This window comes from Bacillus sp. 11C (assembly GCF_055486375.1).
Window position 1 is genome coordinate 191,019 of the sequence record NZ_JBUPVZ010000007.1, and the last position, 25,095, is coordinate 216,113.

The following is a 25,095-nucleotide window of genomic DNA, read 5'->3' on the forward strand; positions in this document are numbered from 1 at the left end:
ATTTGGTCAAGGTTTATCCTTCTAATGTTTTCTTAAGTTCCATTACATACACCCTAGACCCGGTGACAATTAAGCGGTCTCCCAGTTTCAGCCTTGTATCCCCATGAGGAACGATGCTGTCCACACCTCTAAAAATCCTGACAAAGATGACGTCTCCTGTAAAAGGGAATTCCCGTAAAATCACACCGTCGTACGTGCTGTTTTCCATATTAATTTGATACAGAGAAGACTCTTGGTTCGTGAGCAGCTTCATGACACCAGGCGCTTCTATTAGCGCGCGAAGCAGCGTTTTTGTCGACAGCAGAATAGAAAAGATGTTGATTCCCTGCTCCTTCAAAGTTGCTTCATTTTCGGGTGATCCCACGCTGGCAATGACTCTTCCTGTTCCTTTTTCTTTTGCAAGTAACGCAATGTCCGCATTCATGTCTTCATTCCCAGTTGCGACAACCAGGATATCTGCATCAAAAATGCCCAGTGATTCAAGCGTCTGGTGTTCATAGTCAGAGATGGCTTCAACGGTAAATACTGATTCTGACAGCTTTTCCTCCGCATTCTCTTGATAGACATGCACAACACGCACGTCATACTCCTCTTCCGGCAGTTCAAGAGTAACCGGCAATGTCATTTGGTTCGCGCCGATAAACGTAATTGTCTTTTTCTCCTCCGGGTGCTCTTCCCGTGTGTATAATTTTTTAAATAAGACCGGCGAAAAAATACTGGCAATGACGGCTACTAACGTCAACGCTCCTGACATATTTGCGCTGATCACGTGAAGCTGCTGTCCGATTGTCGCAGCGGCAATCACGAGCGAGAGCGTTGATGTCAGCAGGAAACCAGACGCCAAAGTGGTTCGTTTATCATACCACTTCTTCAAGTACAGGACAGGAATGATTTTGCTGACTAACAGCGCCAAAAGCAGAAGCGGGATCATGATTAAAATTTTCGGATCTTGGAAAAGGGTCCAAATATCGAGCTTCACACCGACCATTACAAAGAAAATCGGAATTAAGAACCCGTAGCCGAATGAATCCAGCTGCTGAACAAGTTCTTTGTTTGGCGAAAGAAGGGAAACGAGAACCCCCGCTAAGAAAGCGCCGAGAATATTTTCCGCCCCAAGTGATTCAGACAGGGCAACCAGTACGATAATTAACGTAAAAATGGCACGCGTCCCGATCTGAATCGTCCCTTTTGACATCGACTCAACAAATGAGCGATGTTTAAAGACCCGGCCGAAAAAGTAAAGCACCACTCCGGCTGCAAACAGGATCATCAAGAGCCACATGTTCCCGCTGTCTTCTCCGTATAGAGAAGAAAACACAGCAAGAAGAATCATCGTGACCAAATCAGCAATCACGGCAACAAGCAAAATAATCTGCCCGATATTTGAATTCATAATCCGTTCTTCTTTTAACGTTGGAACGACAACACCTAACGAAATCGTTGAAATAATTAGCGTCATTAAAAACGCATTTTCGATAAATCCTGCCAAGACGAACCCATAGGACAGCAGCAATGATAAAATAAATATACCGGCAAAAATAATGGACGCCGTAGCAAACGTATTAGGCGCCGCTTTGCCGTTCGGCAGGAGCTGCTTTTTCTTTCCTTTCTCAAACGATGAAAAATCAATTTCAAGCCCGCTTAAAAACATTAAAAAGATAAATCCGAGCAAAGAAAGCGTCTCAAGCCATGTATCACCCTCGACAACTAAATTAAGACCGCTTTTTCCGATAATCAGCCCCATAATGATTTCTGCAACAACAACCGGGATCGTCAGTTTAAAGCGGTGCAAAAGGATGGGTGTTAAAAATGCAACGATAAGTACAACAACTAAAGATGCGACAGATGAATGCGCCATAATCAGAACCTCCTTTTTAGGTCAGGGTTATTTCAGTTCTCAATCAAAGAACAAAACCTCATTTTTTAAAAAACATAACGCGATTTTAACAAGGATGATGATAAAAAATAAAGTAAAAAGGTCTTATTCCTGTTTAGAAAATAATTCTTCTATAATTTGCACATAAAAGCCTGTGATGACTCACAGCACTTTGCTCCATAATAAATAAAACAATCGGCAAGGAGGATCACGCATGGCTTACGATATAATCAGCGATATTCATGGCTGCTATGATGAAATGATGGCATTAATCCAAAAGCTTGGCTATACAATGAAAAATGGAGTGCCTGTCCACGAAGAAGGCAGGGTGCTTGTTTTTGCCGGAGATTTAACTGATAGAGGACCAAAATCGATTGAGGTCATCCGCTTTGTAGCCGGCGCTTACGAAAAAGGCGCTGTACGTTATGTTCCGGGAAATCATTGCAATAAGCTGTACCGCTACTTAAAAGGAAACCCCGTGAAAGTGATGCATGGCCTCGAAACAACAGCGGCAGAGCTTGAAGAATTTTCTACAGAAGAAAGAAAAACAGTCAGCGAACAGTTTATGAAGCTGTACGAAACGGCGCCGCTTTACGACATCTTACATAACGGAGAATTAGTTGTCGCCCATGCTGGCATAAAGGCTGACGATATCGGAAAATTTACCCGCAGAGTGAAAGACTTTGTGCTTTACGGCGATGTGACGGGTGAAACGTATCCGGACGGCAGGCCTGTCAGACGTGATTGGGCTGCATCCTATAGCGGAAGCGCTTGGGTGGTATACGGCCATACACCTGTGAAAGAGCCCCGGAAAGTCAATCGCACCATCAACATTGATACAGGCTGCGTATTCGGAAATAAACTGACAGGCTTTCGCTTTCCAGAACTAGAGACCGTCTCTGTTCCAAGCTCCCTGCCTTATGACGAATCAAGATTTCGCCCAATATAAAAGGAGAGAATTACGGATTCTCTCCTTTTATCAGTTCTTTCATATCTTGAGGCAGTGCAGCATGAAACACCATGTTCTCCTGCGTCAGCGGATGGATAAACGAAAGCTGCTCGCTGTGCAGAGCCTGCCGGCCAATTTCCCGTCTCGTTCCGCCATACAGTGTATCACCGCACAGCGGGTGCCCGAGGTAGCTCATATGTACACGAATTTGATGGGTCCGACCTGTCTCAAGCTGCAATGTCACCGATGTGATCTCGTCAGTTGCGTGTGTGACATGAAAATGGGTAACAGCCTTCTGGCCGTCCGGTGTCACGATCCGTTCAATAATACTGTCAGGATGTCTGCCAATCGGAGCATCGACAGTTCCTTCCATCTGTGTCATCCGCCCGTGGACCACTGCCGCATACCGGCGTTTCACAAGCCCGCTTTTTTGCGCTGACGATAAAATCGAGTGGGCAAAGCGATGCTTGGCAACAAGCATGAGACCTGATGTATCCCGGTCCAGCCGGGTGACAAGATGAACTGTCGCCCTCACTCCGTTTTTTTGATAATGATGGATCATTCCATTCGCAATGCTGCCGGATGGGTGCTCTCTTGAGGGGATTGATGATACATAAGGCTGCTTGTTGATCACAAGCACATGCTCATCCTCATACAAGATATCGAGCGGGACAGGCTCTGGCAATAACGTCTCACTCACCTGTTCCTCAGGAAACTTCACGACAAGAAGATCTCCCTCTCTCAAAACGTATTTGACCGTTACATGCTCACCGTTGATCAGCAGGTCTCCCCCGCCAAACTTGATATCGGTTAACAGACGTTTCGAAATTCCCAGTTCACCTGCATATTCCTTTACAGTCATTCCGTCTTCAGCGGAAGTGATGTTCTTTCTGATAAAAAAATGCTCCACGATACGTCCTCTTTCTATTCACCTTTTCCGATAAACGAATCCTGAACTCTTTTCCAAAATGGAAACGGACGGAATCTCGCAAACCTTACATTTTCAGATGCAACTTGGCAGCGAATCGACTTCACATCCTTATGAAGAAGGGTTAAATGGTCAATTGTCACTTGAAAGTCAACTTCGTTTCTCGGCTTAATCATGCAATCATGATGGGAAGGGAGAAGCAGCGGCGATCCGACCGTCCGGAATACACGGTTGTTAATAGAAGCCATTTCCGCGAGCTGGATCGCTCTGATAGACGGATGGATAATCGCTCCGCCCAGCGCCTTATTGTAGGCTGTGCTGCCGGATGGCGTTGACAGGCAAAGGCCGTCGCCCCGGAAGGTTTCAAAGAGCTGCCCCTTGATTTCCACATCAGCCACAAGGCTTCCTTCTATGCTTTTAATTGTACATTCATTCAATGCTAAATATCTTTCTTCCCGCTCGTTTTCGTGATAGGTCACAATCACTTCGAGAAGCGGATATTCGACTGTATGATACGGCGTTTTCGCAATCGCAAGAACAAGCTTTTCAATTTCATGAGGAACCCAGTCGGCATAAAACCCCAGATGACCCGTGTGAACGCCGACGAATGCTGTTTTATCCAAGCGGTCGCTGTATCTGTGAAAAGCATACAAAAGCGTTCCGTCGCCTCCGACTGAAATGACGATTTCCGGTTCATTTTCATCCAGTTCCATATCAAAATCCAATAAATACGCCTGTATTTTGCTTTTCAGCGTATCAGAAACTTGATCTCCTTTTGATGATACGGCAAATTTCATGCTTTTCTTCCCCTTTACTATTGTTGCTCGCTTCCTTTTTTCTTTCTTGAAAAGGCAGCTTGAGCTTCCTGTATTTCACCCCTGATCTCCGACATCTCTTCATCAAGCCGGGAAGCTGCTTCAGAAGCACGCTGAAGCCTTAGTTTTACTTTTTCAGGAATGTTTCCGCTGTATTTATAGTTCAATGAATGCTCAATGGTGGCCCAAAAATTCATCGCCAGCGTACGGATCTGTATTTCCACGAGAACATGCTTTTCTCCGGATACCGTCTGTAAGGGATAAAGCACGACAAGATGATATGACCGGTATCCGCTCTCTTTATGTTCCGCAATATAATCCCTCTGATCCACAACGGTGAAATCTTTTCTGGCGAAAAGCATCTCTTTTACGATTTGGATGTCATCGACAAATTGGCACATGATTCTAAGGCCTGCGATATCCTGCATGGTTTCAATTTCATGCAGCGGTATGCTTTTCTTTCTCGCTTTTTCAAGTATGCTTGCCACAGGCTTGACGCGTCCAGTCACAAATTCGATCGGCGAATGGACATCCTCGTATTCATATAGTGTGCGAACCCCTTTGAGCTTCACTTTCAACTCTTCGACAGCCTGGCGGTACGGCACTAAAAAACGCTCCCATTGTTTGTCATCCATCATACATCCCCCAATTCGAACCAGTTTCTATAAAAATACGCGTTTCACTTTATCTTCCATTTCTTCTCCGTAGTTTACATTATCTTTAATATTTTCTAAAAGATATTCCAGTTCCTCATGCAGGCCAGCCAGTTCTATTGATTCGTCTCCCGCCTCTAAAACAACCGGAATTCTTTGTGCATGGGCCTGCTTCAGTTCCGGCCATACATGTTCCTTTATAATGACATATTCAAAAGAATCTGCTAATTCAAGTATGTATACAAAAGCAAAGTGGTCAGAATCAACAAGCATTTGACCTGACGGCTTGCGTTCCGCTTCATTTCCTTCTGCCTCACAGGCAAGGCGAAGCTGATCATCCGATAATATTGCGTTTAAGATTTCGATTCTGTTTTGCATAATGCTCTCCTTTTTCAAAAAAGTACAGATTCATTTTATCATATCAAGCTCAATATTGATAAACGTAACATCTAAAGAGATAATAGTAAAAATAAGATTTACAGGGCGGAAAGGAAGAACAATATGAGCCAAGAAATTGAAATAGAATTTAAAAACATGCTGACCAAACATGAATTTGAGAAAATAACATTAGCACTCAAGCTGACAGAAAAAGATTTCACAGACCAAAACAATCACTATTTTGACACAGACAGCTTTTCGCTGAAACAAAAACACGCTGCGCTTCGAATCCGCAGAAAAAATGGTGAATATGTCCTGACATTAAAAGAACCTGCAGATGTGGGGCTTCTGGAAACGCACCAGCGGCTTTCAGAGATATCAGACCTTGCTGGCTTTTCAGTTCCCGAAGGCCCTGTGAAGGACCAGCTGCACAAGCTTGAGATTAACACAGACGCCATTCAATACTTTGGATCTTTAGCAACAAACCGTGCTGAAAAAGAAACAGAAAAAGGCTTAATAGTTTTAGACCACAGCCGATATTTAAATAAAGAGGACTTTGAAATCGAATTTGAGGCGGCAGACTGGCATGAGGGCCAACAAGCCTTTGAGAAGCTGCTTCAGCAATACAGCATTCCTCAGCGCGAAACCAAAAATAAAATTTTGCGTTTTTATGAAGAAAAACGAAAGTCTATATAAGGTGGAATGACATCGTGAACGTAACGAATTGGGCATCTTTACTTCAGCTTCAGGCATTACAGTCCATATCTAATGCGCGCAGCACAGGCACTCAAAATGATGCGGAAAGCCCGCTCTCAAGCTTCAGCTCTTTGCTCAGCCAATATACAAACGGACTAACGAATCAGCAATCACCAGCATCTTCTGCATCGTCAAACCCGCTCAGCCTGCTGAACAGCGCTTCTTCAACAGCGCCGTCACTGCTTTCAGCTTATGGGCTTCACTCATATACAAACAGCCATTCGGGTTATATCACAAAATCGGCAGAGAGCACAGAAACAGCTGCTGCAGAATTATCTTCAAACAAACAAGAAACAAAACAGATCAGTTCGGGAGACTTCTCCATTGACAGCGCGATTAAAAAAGCCGCTGATAAATATGGTGTCGATGAAAAACTAATCCGTGCCGTCATCAAGCAGGAATCAGGCTTTAATACAAAAGCTGTCAGTGGAGCAGGGGCGCTTGGCTTAATGCAGCTGATGCCGTCAACAGCGAGCTCACTTGGCGTTTCCAATCCACTGGATCCGCAGCAAAATGTGGAGGGCGGAACGAAATATTTAAAACAAATGCTGAATAAATACGGCGGCAATGTGTCTATGGCATTAGCGGCTTACAACGCCGGACCGGGAAATGTTGACCGATACGGAGGCATTCCTCCCTTCAAAGAAACGCAAAACTATGTAAAAAAAATAACTTCAGCTTATTACGCATAACCAGAGCGGCTCTTGCCCTCTGGTTTTTTTGCGAAGTGAAATCCTACGCATTCCTGATTTTTATGTGATATGATATGAAATACAAACCTCGGCTGTAAGCCGAAACTTGTTAACAAACGCATAAAAGGCAGTTTGTTTGTAGAAATGATGCCTTGTTGCTAAAATAAATCATAGATGAAATGATGTACTATATAAAATTACTTTTTGCAATAGGATTTATGATTCCTATTAGCCATATTTAAAGGAGTAGTCAACATGGGACAATCGTTTAACGCACCTTATGAAGCGATTGGAGAGGAACTTCTATCGCAACTTGTTGATACTTTTTATGAGCGTGTCGCGTCTCATCCTTTGCTGAAGCCGATTTTTCCGAGCGATTTAACAGAAACCGCCAGGAAACAGAAGCAATTTTTGACTCAGTATCTAGGCGGTCCTCCGCTTTATACTGAGGAACACGGCCACCCCATGCTCAGAGCAAGGCATCTTCCCTTTCCAATTACAAACGAGAGAGCTGATGCGTGGCTCAGCTGTATGAACGACGCAATGGACCATGTAGGGCTCGAGGGCGATATTCGTGAGTTTTTGTTTGGCCGGCTGGAATTGACCGCAAGGCATATGGTGAATCAAACGGAAGCGGAGGATCGATCATCTTGACAAACTTTCAGCATGAGCAATACTTCGCCCATTGTCACGGCCATCCAAAAAAACCGCTTGAAATTTATATGTTTGTAGACCCTTTATGTCCAGAATGCTGGTCCTTAGAGCCCGTCATGAAAAAGCTGAAAATCAGATACGGACGCTTTTTTACCTTACGCATTATCGCTTCAGCAAGCCTTACCGCGTTAAATAAGAAACGGAAAAAGCATCTTCTTGCAGAGGCATGGGAAAAGATCGCGAGCCGCTCCGGCATGTCGTGTGACGGCAATGTCTGGCTCGAGCAAGACCACCCTCTTTCATCGCCTTATATGGCTGCTCTCGCTTTTAAAGCAGCCGAACTGCAAGGAAGAAAAGCCGGCATGCAATTTCTCAGAAATATGCAGGAGAGTCTGTTTGTTTCAAAGAGAAATATTACGAATGAAAACGTGCTTTTGGAAATTGCGGAAAAAACGAGTCTCGACCTTGAAGAATTCAAAAACGATCTGCATTCTCAAAGCGCGGTCAAGGCGCTTCAATGCGACATGAAAATTGCCGCTGAGATGGATGTTTCCGTTAATCCGACACTGACGTTTTTCAATACGCAGCATGAGGACGAAGGACTTAAAGTACCCGGCAGCTATTCGTATAATGTATATGAAGAAATCTTATTTGAGATGCTTGGCGACGAGCCGAAGCCGTCGGAAACACCGCCTCTGGAATGTTTTATTGAATATTTCCGCTTCGTTGCCTCGAAGGAAATTGCTCTGGTATATGACCTGAGCCTTGAAGAGGTAGAAAAAGAAATGAAAAAATTGGCGTTTGCTAAAAAGGTTGCCAAAGTGGAAGCCAAACACGGAATGTTTTGGAAATCTCTCAGCACTTATTCTGATGAATATCAATCATGTGAAAAATAGCCGCAGGCGTATATATGCTTGAGGCTGTTTTTTGCGGCCTTAACCAAACGTACGTTCTATTCATAACACTAAAGAAACCGCGCCGGGATAAGCGCGGTTTCATATGTCTTAACGACAACAAAGGGGATGGGAGAAATTTTTCACGGTCAAACAAAGGGGTAATGTTTGTTTGTGATCAATTTCACATCCTTATGATAACAAAAGATGTCGAACTTTGGCAACCTCTATGCTTAATGTTCATATTTTTGTCACAAAACATAACGGAGTACATTCACTCATATCCTAATAAGGAAAAAGGACGAGGAGGAACGCTATCATGTATACTGTTATCTCAATTGTGTGCATAGCCGTTTTTTTCTGTTTGAATATACTAGGTATGATGCAGATGCTGCCGCTTTATATTACCTCTCCTCTGCTGTTTCTGTCTATTTTGTTTACCCTCTACCGCCTGAACCACCGTAAAACCTTTAAAGGGTTTTAAAAAAGCCTGTGCATATTTCTGCACAGGCTTCTTTTTTAAGACTGCTTGACTTTCATCAGCAGCTCTTCCATTTCATCAAGTTTTTCTTCAAACATTTTGCACGCAGCTTCGATTGGCTCTGGAGATGTCATATCAACGCCCGCTTTTTTCAGAACATCAATCGGGTATTGTGAGCTTCCCGCTTTCAGGAAGTCAATATAACGGTCAACCGCCGGCTTTCCTTCCTTCAAAATCTGGCTGCTTAACGCTTGGGCAGCGCTGTATCCCGTCGCGTACTGATACACATAGTAATTGTAATAGAAGTGCGGAATCCGCGACCATTCAAGGCCGATTTCCTTATCAATCACCATGCCGTCCCCGAAATACTTTTTATTCAGGTCGTAATAAACATTCGTCAGAAGCTCAGGGGTAAGCGGCTCCCCTTCTTGCGCCTTTGTATGGATCAGATGTTCAAATTCAGCAAACATCGTTTGTCTGAAGACCGTTCCTCTGAAGCCTTCAAGCATATGGTTGAGAATATATAAGCGCTGTTTTTCATCGTCTAAATTGTTCAGCAGATATTCGCCAAGAAGCGCTTCGTTTGTCGTAGATGCAACTTCCGCGACAAAGATGCTGTAATTGCCGTATGGATATGGCTGATGCTTTCTCGTATAGTAGCTGTGTACGGAATGGCCGAACTCGTGCACGAGCGTAAAGAGATTATTGACGTTATCATGCCAGTTCATCAAAATATACGGATTCGTGCCGTAAGATCCAGATGAATAAGCGCCATTGCGTTTGCCTTTATTTTCATAAATGTCGACCCAGCGGTTTTCCAGCCCTTCTTTTAAAATGGAGGCGTATTCTTCTCCTAAAGGCGCCAGACCTTTCAGCATGTAATCTTTTGCTTCCTCGTACGTGACCTTCATCCCCGCATCCTTCACAAGCGGTGTATACAGATCATAGATATGCACTTCATCAAGCTCAAGCACTTTCTTTCTCAGCGCGATATAGCGGTGCAGGAGCGGCAAATGCTTATCAATCGTTTTGACGAGGTTGTCGTATACTTCCTCAGGAATACTGTTGTTAGAAAGCGCAGCTTCACGCGCTGACTTGTACTTCTTCACTCTCGCGTAGAAGTTGTCCTTTTTCACAGTGCCGCTTAGCGTCGTGGCCATTGTGTTTTTATATTGTCCGTATGTTTTATATACTGCGTCAAATGCATTTTTGCGGACTTCACGGTTTTCACTTTCTAAGAAATTAATAAAATTGCCGTGAGTAATCTGCTTTTCATTTCCCTCTTCATCTTTAATGGACGGGAATGTAATCTCAGCATTATTTAACACGCTGAACGTATTGGAAGATGAACCTAGTACATCAGAAGCTTCAGCAAGCAGCGCTTCTTCCTTCTCGCTCAGCACGTGCGGGCGTTCCTTTGTAATCTCCTCAATCGCATGGGAGTACAATTTCAGTTCTTCTTTTTCAAGAATAAACTGCTGCAGTTTGTCTTCTTCTATGGATAAAATTTCCGGAACCAAATAAGCTGTTGCGCTTGCGGCCTGTGTATACAGGTTTCCCGCCTTGTCATTCAGCCCCTGATAAAAGGAATTCCCGGTATCTTGGTCAGAGCGCATATGCGCATATGTGTACAGCCTGCCCAGCCGCTCCATCACTTTATCTTGAAACGTAAGAGCCTCGTATAAATGATCGGCTGAATCTGCCAGCTTTCCTTTATACTTAGATAAATTCGGAATTAATTCTTTTACAGCTTGAAATTCTTTATTCCAGGCCTCATCATTAGGAAAAATATCCTCTAGTCTCCATGTGTCTTCTGCCTTTACCTCACTTCTGTCAGGCAGTTGGTTTGCTTTTTTTTCCTCAGCCATGGTGATCCCCCTTGTTTTCTTTGATTCAAGCCAATTGAAAAAACCGCTGTTTCTCAATAAACTTGCGTTGTGAATATCTTCCGGTTTTTCACTGCCTTTTGTCAAATCATATGCAGTAATGAAGAGAACGAATGCCAAAAAAGCAGTAAAAACTCGAAAAACCTTTCCTTTTGTGCCTCTCAAAGCCAGCCCACCACCTTTTGTCTTAGGGTGAGCCAAATGAGACAAACTCATTCTATAAAACAGCTGCGGTCTCTTTCTAAGAGTTCCTGTAATGAGCGTCCGCCCTCTGCAGGCTGATTCAGCATATATACTTCTTTCTGAGTTTCCCTTAAAAATCCCTTCTTGCACAAAAAATCAATGTACTGTTTAACGGCTTCAGAAAGACAATCTTCGCTGCATTCGTATCTGAGCGCAATGTTCTGTTTATGAATGTGCAGTTTGCACTGCTGTAAAACGGCTGAAAAGCGAATTGGCGCGCGTTTATGCCCTAGATCTGTTATAAACAGATAAAGAAACCCCTGCCACACAAAAACAGGACTTCTAAAAACGGCCCCTTTTGTAACAGGGACAAACACTTCAGTCGGAAGAAAAGAAAGGGGCGTCTGCCGTTTCTCATAAAACAGCAGCCTGAGGCGATTTGTTTCTTTTGAGATGAACCGATGGGGTTTATGGCGAAAACGATGAATGGCCTTCATCCAGTTGTCATAACGCAATGAGGATTTAGATTCAGCAAAAAAGAGATCTCCTGCAGATGCCTGGTGGATAGGAATCGTTTGTACGGAGCAAAAAGAATGGTTGGTGTAAAACGGTATACTAGAGCTGAGCCGGTGAAAAAAGCGTGTTTCGGGGCAATAAAATAAAAGCTCGCGGTGAGGATGGTCATGAATAAACTGCCAATGGAAAGCGGTTAGCTGATAAAAGGATGGCGATGTTCTTTTTAAGCGGCTGCCTCCAACAATCCACTGCGGAATGATTCCTGCTTGTTTGAAGCCCTCTGTCCGCTTTTGAAAGACATCTGGAGCAAGAGTGGCACATTGATACTCAACAGCATGCATGCGCATCTTGATCTTTGCCATGATGTCGGGTCGTTGATTGATGTTCTTAATATACGGTTCTAATACTGGAGATGCCAGTTGCGTTTTCAGCCATACATACAGCTGTCTTTTTCCTTCTAAGTGGTAGGCGCTTTCCGGTTCTGCGTCTATCGAACAAGACTTGTTCTGTTTATGAGCGAAATGCGGCGCTTTTTGAAGTCCAAGCTTTACATCAAGCTCTCCCCCGCATACCGGGCAGAAGAATCGTCCCCGCTTTAATTTCTGGCTTCGCTGAGCGCCTAGAAGGTGAAACATTTGGCCATCTTCAGTCACAGCACTAAACAATTGTCATCTCTCCTTTCCAGATGAGGTATACTTTCTGGAAAGATTGACCGACTCCTGCTCGTTGTCTGTTTCACACGTATGTCAGTTTTTTGATTTCACACCTCAAAAATGGCATATCAGCGCATAAAAAAAACCGATTTCTGAAAAGAAATCGGTTTTTTATGATGCAAAGTGTTTTTTTATCGTTTCTAGAGCATGCTCTGAAATAATCAGCTTGCCGTATTCTTCAAGACGGTGTATGCTGATTGAGGATTCAGTTGCGTACTCCAACAGGATGCTTAGCTGATTTTCAACCTCTTCATCAGTCATATTGCCAAAATCCACATATAAATAATATCGGTTCTCAAACGAATATAAAGTCGTTTTGCTTCCGTTAACGTATAATTTAGATAGAGAAATAACATCCTCAAAATCGCCAAACCGCAAGACAAATTGAAGCTTTTGCTCCTTCTCTTCCTGATTGACGTCTTGCTCTTCTTTCTGGAAATCATCCAGCAAGGCGTCCAGATCTTCAGATGCTGGTTCTTGCTTTTTATCCTCAGGAATCGGCAGTTCGAGCTTTTGTCCGTCTTTGGAAAGCTGGGCTTTTGTGACGATAATTTCCAATCCTTTGTCCAGTGCCTGCACTTGAATCCAAAGAGGGCCTTCCACAGCGAATTCCTCTTCCTCATGAACTTCATCCATGACTTCCCAGAAAAGTTCTTCACTGCGCTCACGGTTATACCAAATTTCTTCTCTGTCAAAACCGCGATCTTCAATATCTCCGTAAGACATATAAAATTTTACTGTATGCTCGTTAATTCTTTCAATTTCCATTTGCCAACCTTCCCTTCTATATAAGATGTTGAAGGGACATCTAAGCTCCCGATTAATAGTACTTTACTACACTTTACCCATTCCGTCCACATCTTAACCTTGAAGCAAGGCCAGTGTGAATTCCTTTGTATTTCTATTTTATGATAAAACCGCCGCAAAAGAAATAAAAATGCACCTTTGCCCAAAAAACGGCATATCTGCGGCTGATATCATAAAATACAACCCGTCTCATATAGTAGTAGTACAAGCGATGGAACGAAAGCGAGGTGCCGATTCATGGAGCATGACTATCTGATTTCTCTGCTTGTCATTGTGGGGATCGACCTGATCCTGGGCGGAGATAATGCGGTCGTCATTGCTATGGCCAGCAGAAATTTGCCGGACAAGCAAAGACAGCAAGCCATTCTTCTCGGAACATTTATCGCCGTTGCCATGAGAATCGGATTAACAAGCGCAGCGGTATATCTTTTGAACATTCCTTTCTTGCAGTGCGCCGGCGGCATTTTCCTGCTGTATTTAGGATATCAGCTGCTGATTGAAAAAAAAGACACGCAGCACATCAAAAGCAGCACCTCCCTGTGGAGAGCGATACGAACCATTGTGCTTGCAGATCTCTTTATGTCGCTGGACAACGTCATAGCAGTTGCGGGAGCGTCACACGGTGAATTTTCTCTCGTTATCATAGGTTTGTGTGTATCGGTGCCGGTTATTATTTGGGGCAGCAAACTCATCCACATTGCACTTGAGAAAATACCGCTCCTGATTTACGCGGGAAGCGGGCTGCTTGCTTATACAGGCGGAGAAATGATTGTCAGGGACAAAAAGCTGTCCTTTTTTATGGCGCAGCACGGGGCAATCGAAACGCTCCTCCCCATTTTAACGGTCGCGTTTGTCATTCTTGCGAGTATTTATTATCAGCAGGTTGAAAAATAAAAGAAGGCTGATGACTCAGCCTTCTTTTGATGATATGATCTATTAGTTTGCCAAACGCTGTGCTTCTCTTAATTGGAAAGAGCGGACTTTTCTTGGCAAAAAACGTCTGATTTCGTCTTCGTTGTATCCGACCTGCAAACGTTTTTCGTCAATGATGATCGGACGGCGAAGCAAACCTGGGTGCTCGTTGATCAAGCTGTACAAATCTTGCAGCGGCATAGATTCAACGTTCACATTCAGTTTTTGGAATACTTTTGAACGGGTGGAGATGATTTCATCTGTTCCGTCCTCAGTCATTCGCAGAATTTGTTTTATTTCATCAATTGATAAAGGTTCAGAGAAAATGTTTCTTTCTTCAAATGGAATATCGTGCTCCTCCAGCCACGCTCTCGCCTTTCTGCATGAAGTACAGCTTGGTGATGTGTATAGTGTAACCATTCATCTTCACTCCTCTAATTAGTAGGATGAACATCTATTTTATTCTCAAATTGAAATTACTCTAAAAAAGGAATCTTTATAGGTATTATACTATAAAAAAGTAAGTGTGAACAGTATCCTAAGAAAAAAATGTGTCAATCCAGCAAATTTTTAATTTCAATGATATGTTCTGATTCTCAATTAGTCTAACTGATCGAAAATATTTTTTTGTTTTTCTTCATCAATGAGCTTCAGGACCTCATCCGTCTTTTCGTATGATTCCCCGTACCATTTCTCATCTTTATAAGTATGAATGTTTTCATATGTCTGTTTCATGGCTTCAAGAATTTCTTCTTCTGATTCTGTTTTCGGTGACCAGTACAGAATCTCCATCTTGTTTACTTCATTCGTAGCCAATGACCGGCGCCGGTACCCAATTGACTGAGCATGGTTGAAATGCTCTCTTTGATAAAATCTCAGGCGTTTTTCTGTATCAGCATCATCTTCATCCACAGGCTCCACCTCAAGCAATATCGGCTTATTTTTCTTTTTCAGCTTCGCGATCAATTTGCCGCCAAGCCCCTGCCCTCTTGCATCCTTAGACACATACAGATAATCAACGAAGATAAAAGAATCGAATTCCGCAAACATTAAGATATGATGTTTGCCTTCATCTTTATGATAAACATCGCTCCGCTCTTTCAAAAGAGCTTCCATATGCGCTTTTGATTTCATTTCTTCAATTGGAAAGTACTCGCTAAGCTTTTCATACCAGTTCATTGATTTGCTCCTTATGAGTTCATTGTCTTCATACTTTTAGATATACCCCATTTCTTCTTGTTTAAACAGCTTTACATCTATAAAGACGTACGAACTTCCGCCTTGGTTTCATTTTTTTTCAGGAAAAAACGGAGTCAAGTGCGCGATTCATTGTGAAGGGTATGCAAAAAGGTCTCATGGAGTGCGGCTTTCTCTCTTATAATGAAGCAGCCGAGGCTGCGCCAGTGCGATAAAAAAGGTCATGCCATATAGTGCGGCAGCTGTGATAAAAACCGTTTTCGCACCAGCCGCATCAGCCACGAGCCCCATAATGGAGTAGGTGACGCCTGACCAAGGAGTCAAAATCGCATTTTTGGCAGCCATGATCCCGATACGCTTCTGTTCCGGAATGACCTCCTGCAGCACGGTTTCCTGGCAAATATCACGCACCTGATAAAAAGGCCCCATTGCAGCACAAGCGAGAGCGCATAAAAACGGGATGGGAGAAAATGAGAACAAAAGGGTCAGCACCGACATGACTAGCGAACTGAACATAATTGAAAACCCCATTTTCCGCTCAAAAAAAGCAGAAAAGCGAATGGCAATCACGCTGCCGACAATGGCACCTATAAAATAAGAAGCGTTAAACATCCCCCACCACACCTCTGTTTCATGCAAAACAGCCGCAGTAAATGCGAGGAGAATAGCAGATGACCAAACAGAACCAGCCAAAGCTTCTATCATGTCCATTAGAGTAATGTCTCTTACAATAGGGATGATCATTACATCCTTCCATATACTTCTGGCAGATGCTGATTCAGCTGTGCCATCAGCCGTTTCTTCATTTACTTGTGGCAAACAAATCGAAGCCCCCGAAAGAACAAACAGGCAAATGGCTGCACCGACAACGAGTTCAAAAGGTACGGCATACGTCAGAAGGCCTCCCAGCCCCCAGCCTGCTGTTAGAAACAACTGGTTTGAGAGGGAGATCACGCCATTCGCTTTCACATATTGCTCTTTTGGCACGATCATCGGCAGCAGCGCAAATCTTGCCGGCTGAAAAAAGGCGCCCGCGAAAGAAAAAAAGAACACAAACAGCAGCGTTATCCAAAAGAAAACCTGTCCGTGATGACTGACGCTAAAAGCCATCAGTATCGCAAAGACCGCTCTCAGCAGATTTGCGCCCGCAAGCACCTTTTTAAAACCGAGATTGCGAAGCACCGCAGAGATGCAAAAGCTTGCTGCTATACTCGCAAACGACATGAACGATAAAACAAGGCCCGCCAAAAAGACGGAATCGGTCATTTGATAGACCCGGACCATTAAAACGATTGTGACAAGGACTCCTGCTAAAGATTGAAGAGATTGAGACAGCAGCAGCGCAAAAAATCCTTCAAGAGATTTCTCTTGAAGGATTGATGAATCATGAATACGTTTTAAATTCCGCTTCCGTGCACATCACAAAATGTCCCGGTTTAACTTCACGGAATTCCATCGTTTCCCCATCTTTTAATTGATGGACAGACGGATCGTATTTCTGGCGGGCGCGATTTCTCTCGTAATCCGGATCGGGAAGCGGAATCGCCGAAAGCAATGACTTTGTATATGGGTGAAGCGGATTTTCATAAAGCTCATCTGCCGGCGCAAGCTCAACAAGTTTGCCGAAATACATCACTCCGATGCGGTCGCTGATGTATTTGACCATCGATAAATCGTGGGCGATAAACAGGTACGTGAGCCCTTTTTCTTTTTGCAGTTCTTTCATTAAATTCACGACCTGCGCCTGAATGGACACATCCAAAGCAGAAATCGGCTCATCCGCGATAATAAATTCCGGATCAACGGCAAGAGCTCTGGCAATCCCGATTCTTTGGCGCTGGCCGCCGGAAAATTCATGCGGGTAGCGGTTTGCGTGCTCCTTGTTTAATCCGACTGTTTCCAAGAGCTCGTGAACCCGCTCCATCCGCTCTTTTTTCGTTTTCGCCAGCTTATGAATATCGAGGCCTTCAGCAATAATATCAGCAACTGTCATTCTCGGATTGAGGGATGCATATGGGTCTTGGAAAATCATCTGCATTTTGCGGTTAAATTCCAGCAGCTTTTTCCGTGATTTTTTCCCGTGCACATTTTCGCCATTAAACAGCACCTCGCCATCGGTTGCCTCGTACAGCCGGATAATACTTCGGCCTGTTGTCGATTTACCGCAGCCAGATTCACCAACCAGCCCTAATGTTTCACCTTTATAGATATCAAATGACAAATCGTCTACAGCCTTTACCGTTCCTTTCGGCGTGACAAAGTGCTGTTTTAAATGCTTGATTTCTAATAGTTTCTCAGTCAATTCATTCACCTTCTCTCACTAAGACAGGTTTTTCATACGTATTTGCCAGTTTACGCATTTTCGCTTTTACCGCTTCAGGCGGCTCTGCCTTCGGCGCGTCAGGATGAAGCAGCCACGATTTGACATAATGAGTATCAGATACCTTAAACATTGGCGGCTCCTGTTCAAAATCGATTTTCATCGCGTAAGAACTCCGCAAAGCAAAAGCATCTCCTTTTGGCGGGTTTGTCAAATCAGGCGGCGTGCCCGGAATTGCAGTCAGCTGTTCCTCTCCTGAACTTTCCAGTGTCGGCATGGATGCAAGCAGACCCCACGTATACGGATGTCTCGGATCGTAGAAAATCTCGTCTACTGTGCCGGTTTCTACAATCTGCCCCGCGTACATGACAGCGACCCGGTCTGCAACGTTGGCCACAACACCAAGATCGTGTGTAATAAAGATGATGGATGTGTCAATTTTCTTTTGCAAATCCTTCATCAATTCGAGAATTTGCGCTTGTATCGTTACATCAAGAGCGGTTGTCGGCTCATCGGCGATCAGAAGCTTCGGATTCGCCGCAAGGGCCATGGCAATGACAACCCGCTGTCTCATTCCGCCTGAAAATTCGTGCGGAAATTGATTGACCCGTTTTTCCGGCATCGGAATACCGACTAAATCCAACAGTTCAATTGCGCGTTTTTTCGCCGCTTCCTTTGAAATCTTATCGTGTTTAAAAAGAACTTCCGTAATTTGTTTGCCGACCTTCATCGTCGGATTTAAAGAGGTCATTGGATCCTGAAATATCATCCCGATATCTTTTCCACGGACATTTTGCATCTCTTTTTCGGACAGCGGCACCAGATCCTTTCCGTCAAACAAGATCTCACCGCGCTTAAAATAACCCGGAGGCATTGGAATCAGCTTCATGATCGCTTGAGAGGTCACACTTTTTCCGGAACCTGATTCTCCGACGATGGCCAGCGTCTCTCCCTTATTCAGATGGAAATTCACCCCGCGGATCGCCTGAACCTCTCCGCCATATGTTTTAAATGAAATCGCTAAATCTTTTACTTCTAATAGGCGTGTCACCCGTATCACTCCCTTATTTACGTAACTTAGGATCCAATGCGTCTCTTAATCCGTCGCCGACCACGTTAAAGCCAAACATCGTAATGCAGATGAAACCGGCAGGGAAGAATAAACGCCACGGATAATAGGTCAATGCAGGCAATCCGTCAGAAGCCATCGTTCCCCAGCTTGCCAGCGGAGCCGGAACACCAAGTCCCAAATAGCTTAAAAAGGCTTCTGTAAAAATCGCAGTCGGAACTGTCAATGTCATCGTAACCAAAATGGAACCCATCGCGTTTGGCACGATATGTTTAAACAGCAGACGGGATGTTTTTGCGCCGAGTGTCTGTGAAGCAAGCACATACTCCTGATTTTTCAGCTGCAGCACTTGACCGCGTACGATTCTGGCCATATTAATCCAGCCCGTAATGGTCATGGCAATAATAATGGTTAACAGCCCTTTCGGCAGAACAACCATCAGTAAGATGACCATTAATAATGAAGGAACTGCCCAAAGGATATCGGCGATACGCATCATAATTTCATCCGTTCTGCCTCCGCGGAAGCCTGAAATGCTTCCCCAAATCACGCCGATCAGCAAATCAAGAACAGCGGCCGCTACACCGATAAAGATCGAGATTCGCGCACCTACCCATGTACGGACGAAAATGTCCCGTCCAAGGTCATCTGTTCCGAACCAATGGTCTTTTGAAGGCGGCTTATCCGCATTTAAGAGATTAGTAGTCGAATAATCATACTTTGAGAACAGCGGCGCAAAAATCGCCATAAGGATAATGAGAACAATAATGATAAGCCCGACCATTGCAAGCTTATTGCTGCGGAAGCGAAGCATCGCATCTTTCCAGAGGGAAAGGCTCTTTTTACTGATTTTTTCTGCATCGCCGGCATTCGCTGCGGCTGGTTCAAACAGGTTTTTCGGAATGTTTTGCATGGCCTAGGCTCCTTTCTTTGCTTTGGAAAGCTTGATTCTTGGATCAATAATGCCGTATAGCACATCTACAATTAATACACACAATAGCAAGATAACACTGAAGAATACCGTTACACCCATAATGACTGTATAATCGCGGTTTGTAATACTGTTTACGAAGTGTGACCCCAGCCCCGGGATCCCAAAAATCGTTTCAATAATAAAGCTTCCCGTTAAGACCTGCGCGGCCATCGGGCCCATGTATGTAACGACTGGCAAAAGCGCGTTTCGGATGGCGTGCCGCACTGTAACTGCTGGACGGGACAGCCCTTTTGCTTTCGCTGTGCGAATATAATCACTGTTTAACACTTCGATCATGCTTGAACGGGAAAGTCTGGCAATAAACGCCATCGGCATAGAAGCAAGTGCCACTGAAGGCAAAAAGGTGTATGCCCAGGACTCCCAACCCGCGACGGGAAACAGATCAAGCTTCATGGAGAACACATATTGCAGAACAGCCGCCATGATAAAGCTTGGAACTGAGATACCGAATATCGTTAAAATCGCGACGGTATAATCCTGCCACTTATTATGGTAAAGAGCTGCTATGACCCCAAACAATACACCAAACGCTAAAGCGAGGAGAATAGCTTCTGCTCCGAGAGTGAATGAAACGGGGAAACCTGAACTGATCAGGTCGTTAACACTCTGACCTTTATATTTAAATGACGGTCCGAAATCCCACATTGCAACTGATTTCAAATAACTGGCGTATTGTACAAACAGCGGCTTGTCCAAGCCGTAATGCGCATTTAAGTTTGCTTCAATTTCAGGCGGAAGCTTTTTCTCACCTGAAAATGGCCCGCCCGGTGCTGCCTGCATTAAGAAGAATGTCACAGTTACAATCACAAATAATGTGATAATCATATAGACTAAGCGTCTTCCGATATATTTTAGCAAGGGGGAACACCTCCATGGTTTTTACATTTTTATACTCTTTCAGTAAGAAAGGTATATGGGAAATAGGTCCCCATATACCTTGAGGTTATTGTTTTCACAAATAAGACTTATTGAAAGTACGCGTTTCTGAAATAAATTTCTCCGGTTCCAGTAATAATGGTTCCTTTCAGATTTTCGTCTTGCACCCAAGGAATCGTATAAAAATAAACTGGCGCAACCGGCATTTCATCAATGAAAATACCTTCTGCTTTTTTCAGCAGCTCTGCACGTTTTGTTGGATCTGTTTCAGTTTGCGACTGATTCAGGAGCTTTTTGAATTCTGGGTTTTCCCATCCAGTATCGTTATTTCCTCCGTCTTTGTCACGGAACAATTCAAGGAAGTTAATAGGGTCGTTGAAGTCGCCGAGCCAGCCCATACGGCCGATTTGATAATCTTGGCTGTGAAGCTTATCAATATATACATTCCATTCTGAGTTATCAAGCTCAACATTCACGCCTAAATCTTTCTTCCACATTTCTTGTACAGCTTGAGCGATTTTCGCATGCGCGTCATCAGTGTTATAAGACAATTTGATTTTCGGCAGGTCAGATGCCTTGCTTAAGCCCATTTCTTTCAGGCCTTTCTCAAGGAATTCTTTTGCCGTTTTGACATCGTTGTCTTTGAAGTAGCCTTCTTTGTTATCTTCAAACCCCTTCATTGTCGGCGGCACCGCAGCCATTGCCGGGATTTGTTCACCTTGTGTAATGTTTTTAACAATTGATTGGCGGTTAATCGCATAAGATAATGCTTTACGGATATTGACGTTGTCTAACGGTTTCGCTTCAGTATTGAATTTGTACCAATACACACCTGCCATCGGCTCAACATGTAAAGAACCGTCTTTTTTCAAAGTAGGGAGCGATTCAGTCGGAAGCTGTCCGAGCGGCAAACCGGCCCAATCAAGTTCACCAGCTTGGAATTTTTTCAGTTCAGTATTGGTATTGTTGATCATAACCATTTTAATTTTCTTCAGTTTGACTTTGTCTTGCTCCCAATACTGGTCATTTTTCTCAAGAGTAATAGATCCGCTGTGTTTCCATGCCGTCATTTTGAATGGCCCGTTCGATACATAATTATCTCCGGCATTTGTGTTCCATTTTTTATTTTTCTCTGCAATTTTTTTGTTGATCGGCATATACGTATAGAACGCCGTTAATTCAGTGAAATATGGAGTCGGGTTATTTAATTCAACCTTTAGCGTTTTGTCATTTACAGCTTTTACTGCCACATCATCAAGACTGCCTTTGCCGGTATTCGCCGCTTCAGCACCTTTTATGTAGTAAAGCTGGTAAGCATATTGTGATTCGTTATTAGGATCAAGCGCCCATTTCCAAGCATATTCAAAATCTTGTGCTGTTACAGGGTCACCATTAGACCATTTCACACCATCACGAATAGTGAACGTATATGTCTTTCCATCTTTGCTCGTTTCAATTTTAGAAGCCATGCCTTCTTCAGGCTCTCCATCTGCATTGATGCGTGTCAATCCTTCAAAAGTCTGACGGATGACACCGCCTGATACTGAATCATTTGCCAATCCCGGATGTAAGGAGAACGGCTCAGTTTTAATATTAATGTTAAGTGTCGTCTTTCCTTTACTGTCCTTTTTCCCTTCACCGTTTGATCCGCTGCCGCCAAAGCCGCAAGCGCTCAGCACGAGAGTGAAAATGAGCATCAACGTGACAATCGACCAACGTTTTTTCATATTCGCAAACCCCCTAATATAATTTTTTCAGCTCATTACGGCTAAATCCTCAGAAATATCAGACAAATGAACCTGTGTTTCCATAACTTTTATTCTGTTCCGTCTTTTCTGATTATTTTTGTAAAAAAGCTGTAACAATAGAGTGAACAAGTTCATTATAATGAAACAAATAATTTATTGCAATATTATTTTATCAATTTAAAATATTTGAACTTCGTTAGTTTTTCTTCCACGAACATAATATCCTTCTACCATTTAAAGCATAAATTGATTAAAAACTATTTAATCAGTTTTCTTCCCATATTGCTTTTTACATATAATATCTAGCTGTTTTCACGCTGATAGCAGTTATCATTTAGGGATTTGGCGGCGTGTTCGTGATTTTTATATCATTACCATGTTACTGGGAAAAGAATGTTTTTTCATGATGACAATTGGTTATAATTGATTTATAATGAAGCAATCAAAAGAAAAGCGTGCTATGAAAAAGAGTAGTACACATTTCACCTGTTTGAAGAGAGTCTGCGGTGCTGGGAGCAGATAACGGGCAATGTGGAATGGACTTTGGAGCAGCTGACCGAATCCGAAAAAGTAGGCTCAGCCGGAGCAGTCTCCGTTAAAAACGTCAGAGTGATTCCATTTTAATGGAATAATCAGGGTGGCACCACGGTTCATTCGTCCCTTTTTTACAGGGGAAGAATGAGCCTTTTTATTATGTTTTAAGAAATGAGGTTGATGTTTTCATGAAACAAACGATTTTTTCAGGTATTCAGCCAAGCGGATCTGTTACGCTCGGCAACTATATCGGTGCAATGAAACAATTTGTCGAACTGCAAAATGATTATAACAGCTATTTTTGCATCGTGGACCAGCATGCGATCACCGTGCCTCAAGACCGGATTCAGCTCAGAAAGAATATCCGCAGTCTGGCGGCGCTATACTTAGCTGTCGGGCTTGATCCAGAAAAAGCAACATTGTTTATTCAATCAGAGGTTCCCGCGCATGCGCAGGCCGGATGGATGATGCAGTGTGTCGCGTATATCGGCGAGCTCGAAAGGATGACTCAATTTAAAGACAAGTCCAAAGGCAATGAAGCTGTCGTCTCCGGACTGCTAACATACCCGCCGCTGATGGCCGCTGATATTCTGCTGTATGGAACGGATCTTGTGCCTGTCGGCGAGGATCAAAAGCAGCACCTTGAGCTAACGCGGAATCTCGCAGAACGCTTCAACAAAAAATATAACGACATCTTTACGGTTCCGGAAGTGAAAATTCCAGAAGTCGGCGCACGCATCATGTCTCTTAATGATCCGCTGAAGAAAATGAGCAAATCCGATCCGAACCAGAAATCTTATATTACCTTGCTGGATGAACCAAAGCTTCTTGAAAAGAAAATCAAAAGCGCTGTGACAGATTCTGAGGGCATTGTGAAATTTGATAAGGAAAACAAACCGGGCGTTTCCAACCTTCTTACAATTTATTCAATCCTCGGCAATACGACGATTCAAGAGCTTGAAGCTAAATACGAAGGGAAAGGCTACGGCGAGTTTAAAGGGGATTTGGCAGAAGTCGTGGTTAACGCATTAAAACCGATTCAGGATCGCTATCATGAACTGATTGAATCTGATGAATTAGACCGTATTCTTGATGAAGGCGCGGAACGTGCGAACCGGACAGCGAACAAAATGCTGAAAAAAATGGAGAACGCCATGGGTCTTGGCCGAAAAAGACGCTGATCAAAAAACCGCTCTTGCAAAGAGCGGTTTTTCAGATTGTAGACAAAGTCCTAAAACGGTTTTCGTTTTAGGACTTTGTCGTCTTTTCAGCGTGATTGAAAACCCTTGAAGTCTAGGAAGGGCGAGCATCGGAGCACAGCGAATGTAGGAATTCGTGAGCACCGACGCGCAGGCCTGACAACGAATGCGAGGGTTTGTCGACACGCTGAACCGCTCTTGGCAATGAGCGGTTTTTTTCAGTTTACCTTTGATTCGTTTTCCATTTCCCATAGCTTTTCGAAAAAAGGCTGTCCTTTTATCAGGTTTTCGCAAAAAGCCAAATGCTTGTCCGACCAGCCTTCAATTGTTTCGTTATACAGCATGTCCCAAATCTCTTCAAAGCTCATCCGTTTGATTTGTTCATACATATGCGGGTTCCATTCTGTGTACCAGTAGCCGATTTCAGCGCGGTTTTCCAGCCCTTTTAATTGGTCCAGCGCCATAAACATCAACTGCTTGATTTGCCGTTCTTTTCTTGTCAGCCCTCTGACGTGCTCTGGTGCTAATGATAAAATATGATATTCTTTGGAGGATTCGAGCTTCTTTGGCTCAAATTCATATGTTTCAGGCTCTACATCTTTTACCATTTCATAAACGAGCTGCTCCTGTCTTGGGATCAGACGGCTTTTTCTGACAGGGATCGTGTAGCCGATTGTGTCAACAGCCAAAATGCCGATTCCGTCTGTTACGACAAAACAATACTCAAGCTTTGTCCGCTCATGATTTTTCCGAATGTACGATTTCTGATGTATATCTTCAAGCAAATCTTTAGGAAGCTCAGATAAATCGTTTTCTATGTAATGAAACAGTACCGACGGCACCCTTAACAGCGGCACCTGATCCAAAAGCTCAACCGTATCTTCCTTACGCCATTCGTGAAAGTGGCAAACATTGTAGCCATTTTCTTCCCCTTCAAACCAATTGACCCACACATCATGAAGAAATAACATCTCTAACCCCTCACTTTTATAAAAACTGTTGTCCACAGTATAGGCAAGGGATAGAGAAATTATTCCAAAGAAATTGAGGAAATCTGGAATCGTTG

26 protein-coding genes and 1 other annotated feature are annotated in these 25,095 nt (G+C 43.6%); of the genes, 8 read left to right on the forward strand and 18 right to left on the reverse strand.

Annotated features, from left to right (window positions below; genetic code table 11):
• Positions 1-13: 13 nt before the first annotated feature.
• Positions 14-1,858 (reverse strand): monovalent cation:proton antiporter family protein, encoded by a 1,845-nt coding sequence (locus tag ACY3LV_RS12445; RefSeq protein WP_148964300.1) that lies wholly within the window; start codon positions 1,856-1,858, stop codon positions 14-16.
• A gap of 232 nt (positions 1,859-2,090) precedes the next feature.
• On the opposite strand from ACY3LV_RS12445, the gene prpE reads away from it, so the two are divergent.
• Positions 2,091-2,825, forward strand: a complete 735-nt coding sequence (gene prpE, locus ACY3LV_RS12450; RefSeq protein WP_333560659.1) for a bis(5'-nucleosyl)-tetraphosphatase PrpE — start codon at positions 2,091-2,093, stop codon at positions 2,823-2,825.
• A 10-nt stretch (positions 2,826-2,835) separates the two neighbouring features.
• Here prpE and ACY3LV_RS12455 read toward each other — a convergent pair whose 3' ends face one another.
• From ACY3LV_RS12455 to ACY3LV_RS12470, 4 genes are read right to left on the reverse strand one after another with little or no spacing between them, the layout of a single operon-like run.
• Positions 2,836-3,735 (reverse strand): RluA family pseudouridine synthase, encoded by a 900-nt coding sequence (locus ACY3LV_RS12455; RefSeq protein WP_333560660.1) that lies wholly within the window; start codon positions 3,733-3,735, stop codon positions 2,836-2,838.
• A 14-nt stretch (positions 3,736-3,749) separates the two neighbouring features.
• Positions 3,750-4,550 carry an NAD kinase gene (locus tag ACY3LV_RS12460; RefSeq protein WP_003224622.1) on the reverse strand — a complete coding sequence of 267 codons (801 nt, stop codon included), beginning with the start codon at positions 4,548-4,550 and terminating at the stop codon, positions 3,750-3,752.
• A 17-nt stretch (positions 4,551-4,567) separates the two neighbouring features.
• Positions 4,568-5,203, reverse strand: a complete 636-nt coding sequence (gene yjbM, locus ACY3LV_RS12465) for a GTP diphosphokinase (RefSeq protein WP_087993424.1) — start codon at positions 5,201-5,203, stop codon at positions 4,568-4,570.
• A gap of 27 nt (positions 5,204-5,230) precedes the next feature.
• Positions 5,231-5,599, reverse strand: coding sequence for a UPF0738 family protein (locus ACY3LV_RS12470; RefSeq protein WP_148964297.1), 369 nt, complete (start codon positions 5,597-5,599; stop codon positions 5,231-5,233).
• 123 nt (positions 5,600-5,722) lie between these two features.
• Between ACY3LV_RS12470 and ACY3LV_RS12475 the strand changes: the two genes are divergently transcribed.
• From ACY3LV_RS12475 to ACY3LV_RS12495, 5 genes are all read left to right on the forward strand, one after another.
• On the forward strand, positions 5,723-6,295 hold the full coding sequence (locus ACY3LV_RS12475) for a CYTH domain-containing protein (protein WP_148964296.1): 573 nt from the start codon (positions 5,723-5,725) through the stop codon (positions 6,293-6,295).
• Positions 6,296-6,309: 14 nt separating this feature from the next.
• Positions 6,310-7,047, forward strand: coding sequence for a lytic transglycosylase domain-containing protein (locus ACY3LV_RS12480; protein WP_333560661.1), 738 nt, complete (start codon positions 6,310-6,312; stop codon positions 7,045-7,047).
• A gap of 255 nt (positions 7,048-7,302) precedes the next feature.
• The gene (locus ACY3LV_RS12485) at positions 7,303-7,701 is read left to right on the forward strand and encodes a globin domain-containing protein (RefSeq protein ID WP_003239269.1); all 399 of its coding nucleotides are present in this window, start codon (positions 7,303-7,305) and stop codon (positions 7,699-7,701) included.
• The gene (gene spxH / locus ACY3LV_RS12490) at positions 7,698-8,597 is read left to right on the forward strand and encodes a protease adaptor protein SpxH (RefSeq protein ID WP_289346900.1); all 900 of its coding nucleotides are present in this window, start codon (positions 7,698-7,700) and stop codon (positions 8,595-8,597) included. Before ACY3LV_RS12485 ends, spxH begins: the two co-directional genes overlap by 4 nt.
• A gap of 313 nt (positions 8,598-8,910) precedes the next feature.
• Positions 8,911-9,078, forward strand: coding sequence for a hypothetical protein (locus ACY3LV_RS12495; protein ID WP_148964295.1), 168 nt, complete (start codon positions 8,911-8,913; stop codon positions 9,076-9,078).
• A gap of 35 nt (positions 9,079-9,113) precedes the next feature.
• Here the strand turns inward: ACY3LV_RS12495 and pepF are convergent, their stop codons facing one another.
• The 4 genes from pepF to ACY3LV_RS12515 all read right to left on the reverse strand — a co-directional run bounded on the left by pepF (position 9,114) and on the right by ACY3LV_RS12515 (position 13,233).
• Entirely contained in the window at positions 9,114-10,943 is a 1,830-nt protein-coding gene (gene pepF / locus ACY3LV_RS12500) for an oligoendopeptidase F (protein WP_176365309.1), read from the reverse strand.
• Positions 10,944-11,173: 230 nt separating this feature from the next.
• Positions 11,174-12,325, reverse strand: coding sequence for a competence protein CoiA family protein (locus tag ACY3LV_RS12505; RefSeq protein ID WP_333560662.1), 1,152 nt, complete (start codon positions 12,323-12,325; stop codon positions 11,174-11,176).
• A gap of 159 nt (positions 12,326-12,484) precedes the next feature.
• Positions 12,485-13,141: an adaptor protein MecA gene (mecA, locus tag ACY3LV_RS12510; RefSeq protein WP_148964292.1), complete on the reverse strand. Its 657-nt coding sequence runs from the start codon at positions 13,139-13,141 to the stop codon at positions 12,485-12,487.
• Complete coding sequence (locus ACY3LV_RS12515) at positions 13,108-13,233, reverse strand: hypothetical protein (RefSeq protein WP_120698858.1); 126 nt, start codon at positions 13,231-13,233, stop codon at positions 13,108-13,110. The genes mecA and ACY3LV_RS12515 overlap by 34 nt, the downstream gene beginning before the upstream one ends.
• Before the next feature lie 184 nt (positions 13,234-13,417).
• Between ACY3LV_RS12515 and ACY3LV_RS12520 the strand changes: the two genes are divergently transcribed.
• Positions 13,418-14,074: a TerC family protein gene (locus tag ACY3LV_RS12520; protein ID WP_087993431.1), complete on the forward strand. Its 657-nt coding sequence runs from the start codon at positions 13,418-13,420 to the stop codon at positions 14,072-14,074.
• A 42-nt stretch (positions 14,075-14,116) separates the two neighbouring features.
• Here ACY3LV_RS12520 and spx read toward each other — a convergent pair whose 3' ends face one another.
• The 8 genes from spx to oppA form a co-directional block, all read right to left on the reverse strand.
• Positions 14,117-14,512, reverse strand: a complete 396-nt coding sequence (spx, locus tag ACY3LV_RS12525) for a transcriptional regulator Spx (RefSeq protein ID WP_087993432.1) — start codon at positions 14,510-14,512, stop codon at positions 14,117-14,119.
• A 180-nt stretch (positions 14,513-14,692) separates the two neighbouring features.
• Positions 14,693-15,271, reverse strand: coding sequence for a GNAT family N-acetyltransferase (locus tag ACY3LV_RS12530; RefSeq protein ID WP_148964291.1), 579 nt, complete (start codon positions 15,269-15,271; stop codon positions 14,693-14,695).
• 174 nt (positions 15,272-15,445) lie between these two features.
• A complete protein-coding gene (locus ACY3LV_RS12535) occupies positions 15,446-16,666 on the reverse strand; it encodes an MFS transporter (protein ID WP_464863902.1) in 1,221 nt (406 codons plus the stop codon).
• A gap of 7 nt (positions 16,667-16,673) precedes the next feature.
• Positions 16,674-17,591, reverse strand: a complete 918-nt coding sequence (gene oppF / locus ACY3LV_RS12540) for an oligopeptide ABC transporter ATP-binding protein OppF (protein WP_148964289.1) — start codon at positions 17,589-17,591, stop codon at positions 16,674-16,676.
• A gap of 1 nt (position 17,592) precedes the next feature.
• Positions 17,593-18,669, reverse strand: coding sequence for an oligopeptide ABC transporter ATP-binding protein OppD (gene oppD / locus ACY3LV_RS12545; protein WP_148964288.1), 1,077 nt, complete (start codon positions 18,667-18,669; stop codon positions 17,593-17,595).
• Positions 18,670-18,673: 4 nt separating this feature from the next.
• Positions 18,674-19,591 (reverse strand): oligopeptide ABC transporter permease OppC, encoded by a 918-nt coding sequence (oppC, locus tag ACY3LV_RS12550; protein ID WP_087993437.1) that lies wholly within the window; start codon positions 19,589-19,591, stop codon positions 18,674-18,676.
• Positions 19,592-19,594: 3 nt separating this feature from the next.
• A complete protein-coding gene (oppB, locus tag ACY3LV_RS12555) occupies positions 19,595-20,530 on the reverse strand; it encodes an oligopeptide ABC transporter permease OppB (RefSeq protein WP_148964287.1) in 936 nt (311 codons plus the stop codon).
• A gap of 107 nt (positions 20,531-20,637) precedes the next feature.
• Positions 20,638-22,275, reverse strand: a complete 1,638-nt coding sequence (gene oppA / locus ACY3LV_RS12560; RefSeq protein WP_333560664.1) for an oligopeptide ABC transporter substrate-binding protein OppA — start codon at positions 22,273-22,275, stop codon at positions 20,638-20,640.
• A 472-nt stretch (positions 22,276-22,747) separates the two neighbouring features.
• Positions 22,748-22,961, forward strand: a binding site (T-box leader).
• Positions 22,962-23,018: 57 nt separating this feature from the next.
• On the opposite strand from oppA, the gene trpS reads away from it, so the two are divergent.
• The gene (gene trpS / locus ACY3LV_RS12565; protein WP_464863896.1) at positions 23,019-24,011 is read left to right on the forward strand and encodes a tryptophan--tRNA ligase; all 993 of its coding nucleotides are present in this window, start codon (positions 23,019-23,021) and stop codon (positions 24,009-24,011) included.
• A 236-nt stretch (positions 24,012-24,247) separates the two neighbouring features.
• Here trpS and ACY3LV_RS12570 read toward each other — a convergent pair whose 3' ends face one another.
• Positions 24,248-25,000, reverse strand: a complete 753-nt coding sequence (locus tag ACY3LV_RS12570) for a YjbA family protein (protein WP_087993441.1) — start codon at positions 24,998-25,000, stop codon at positions 24,248-24,250.
• Positions 25,001-25,095: the final 95 nt, after the last annotated feature.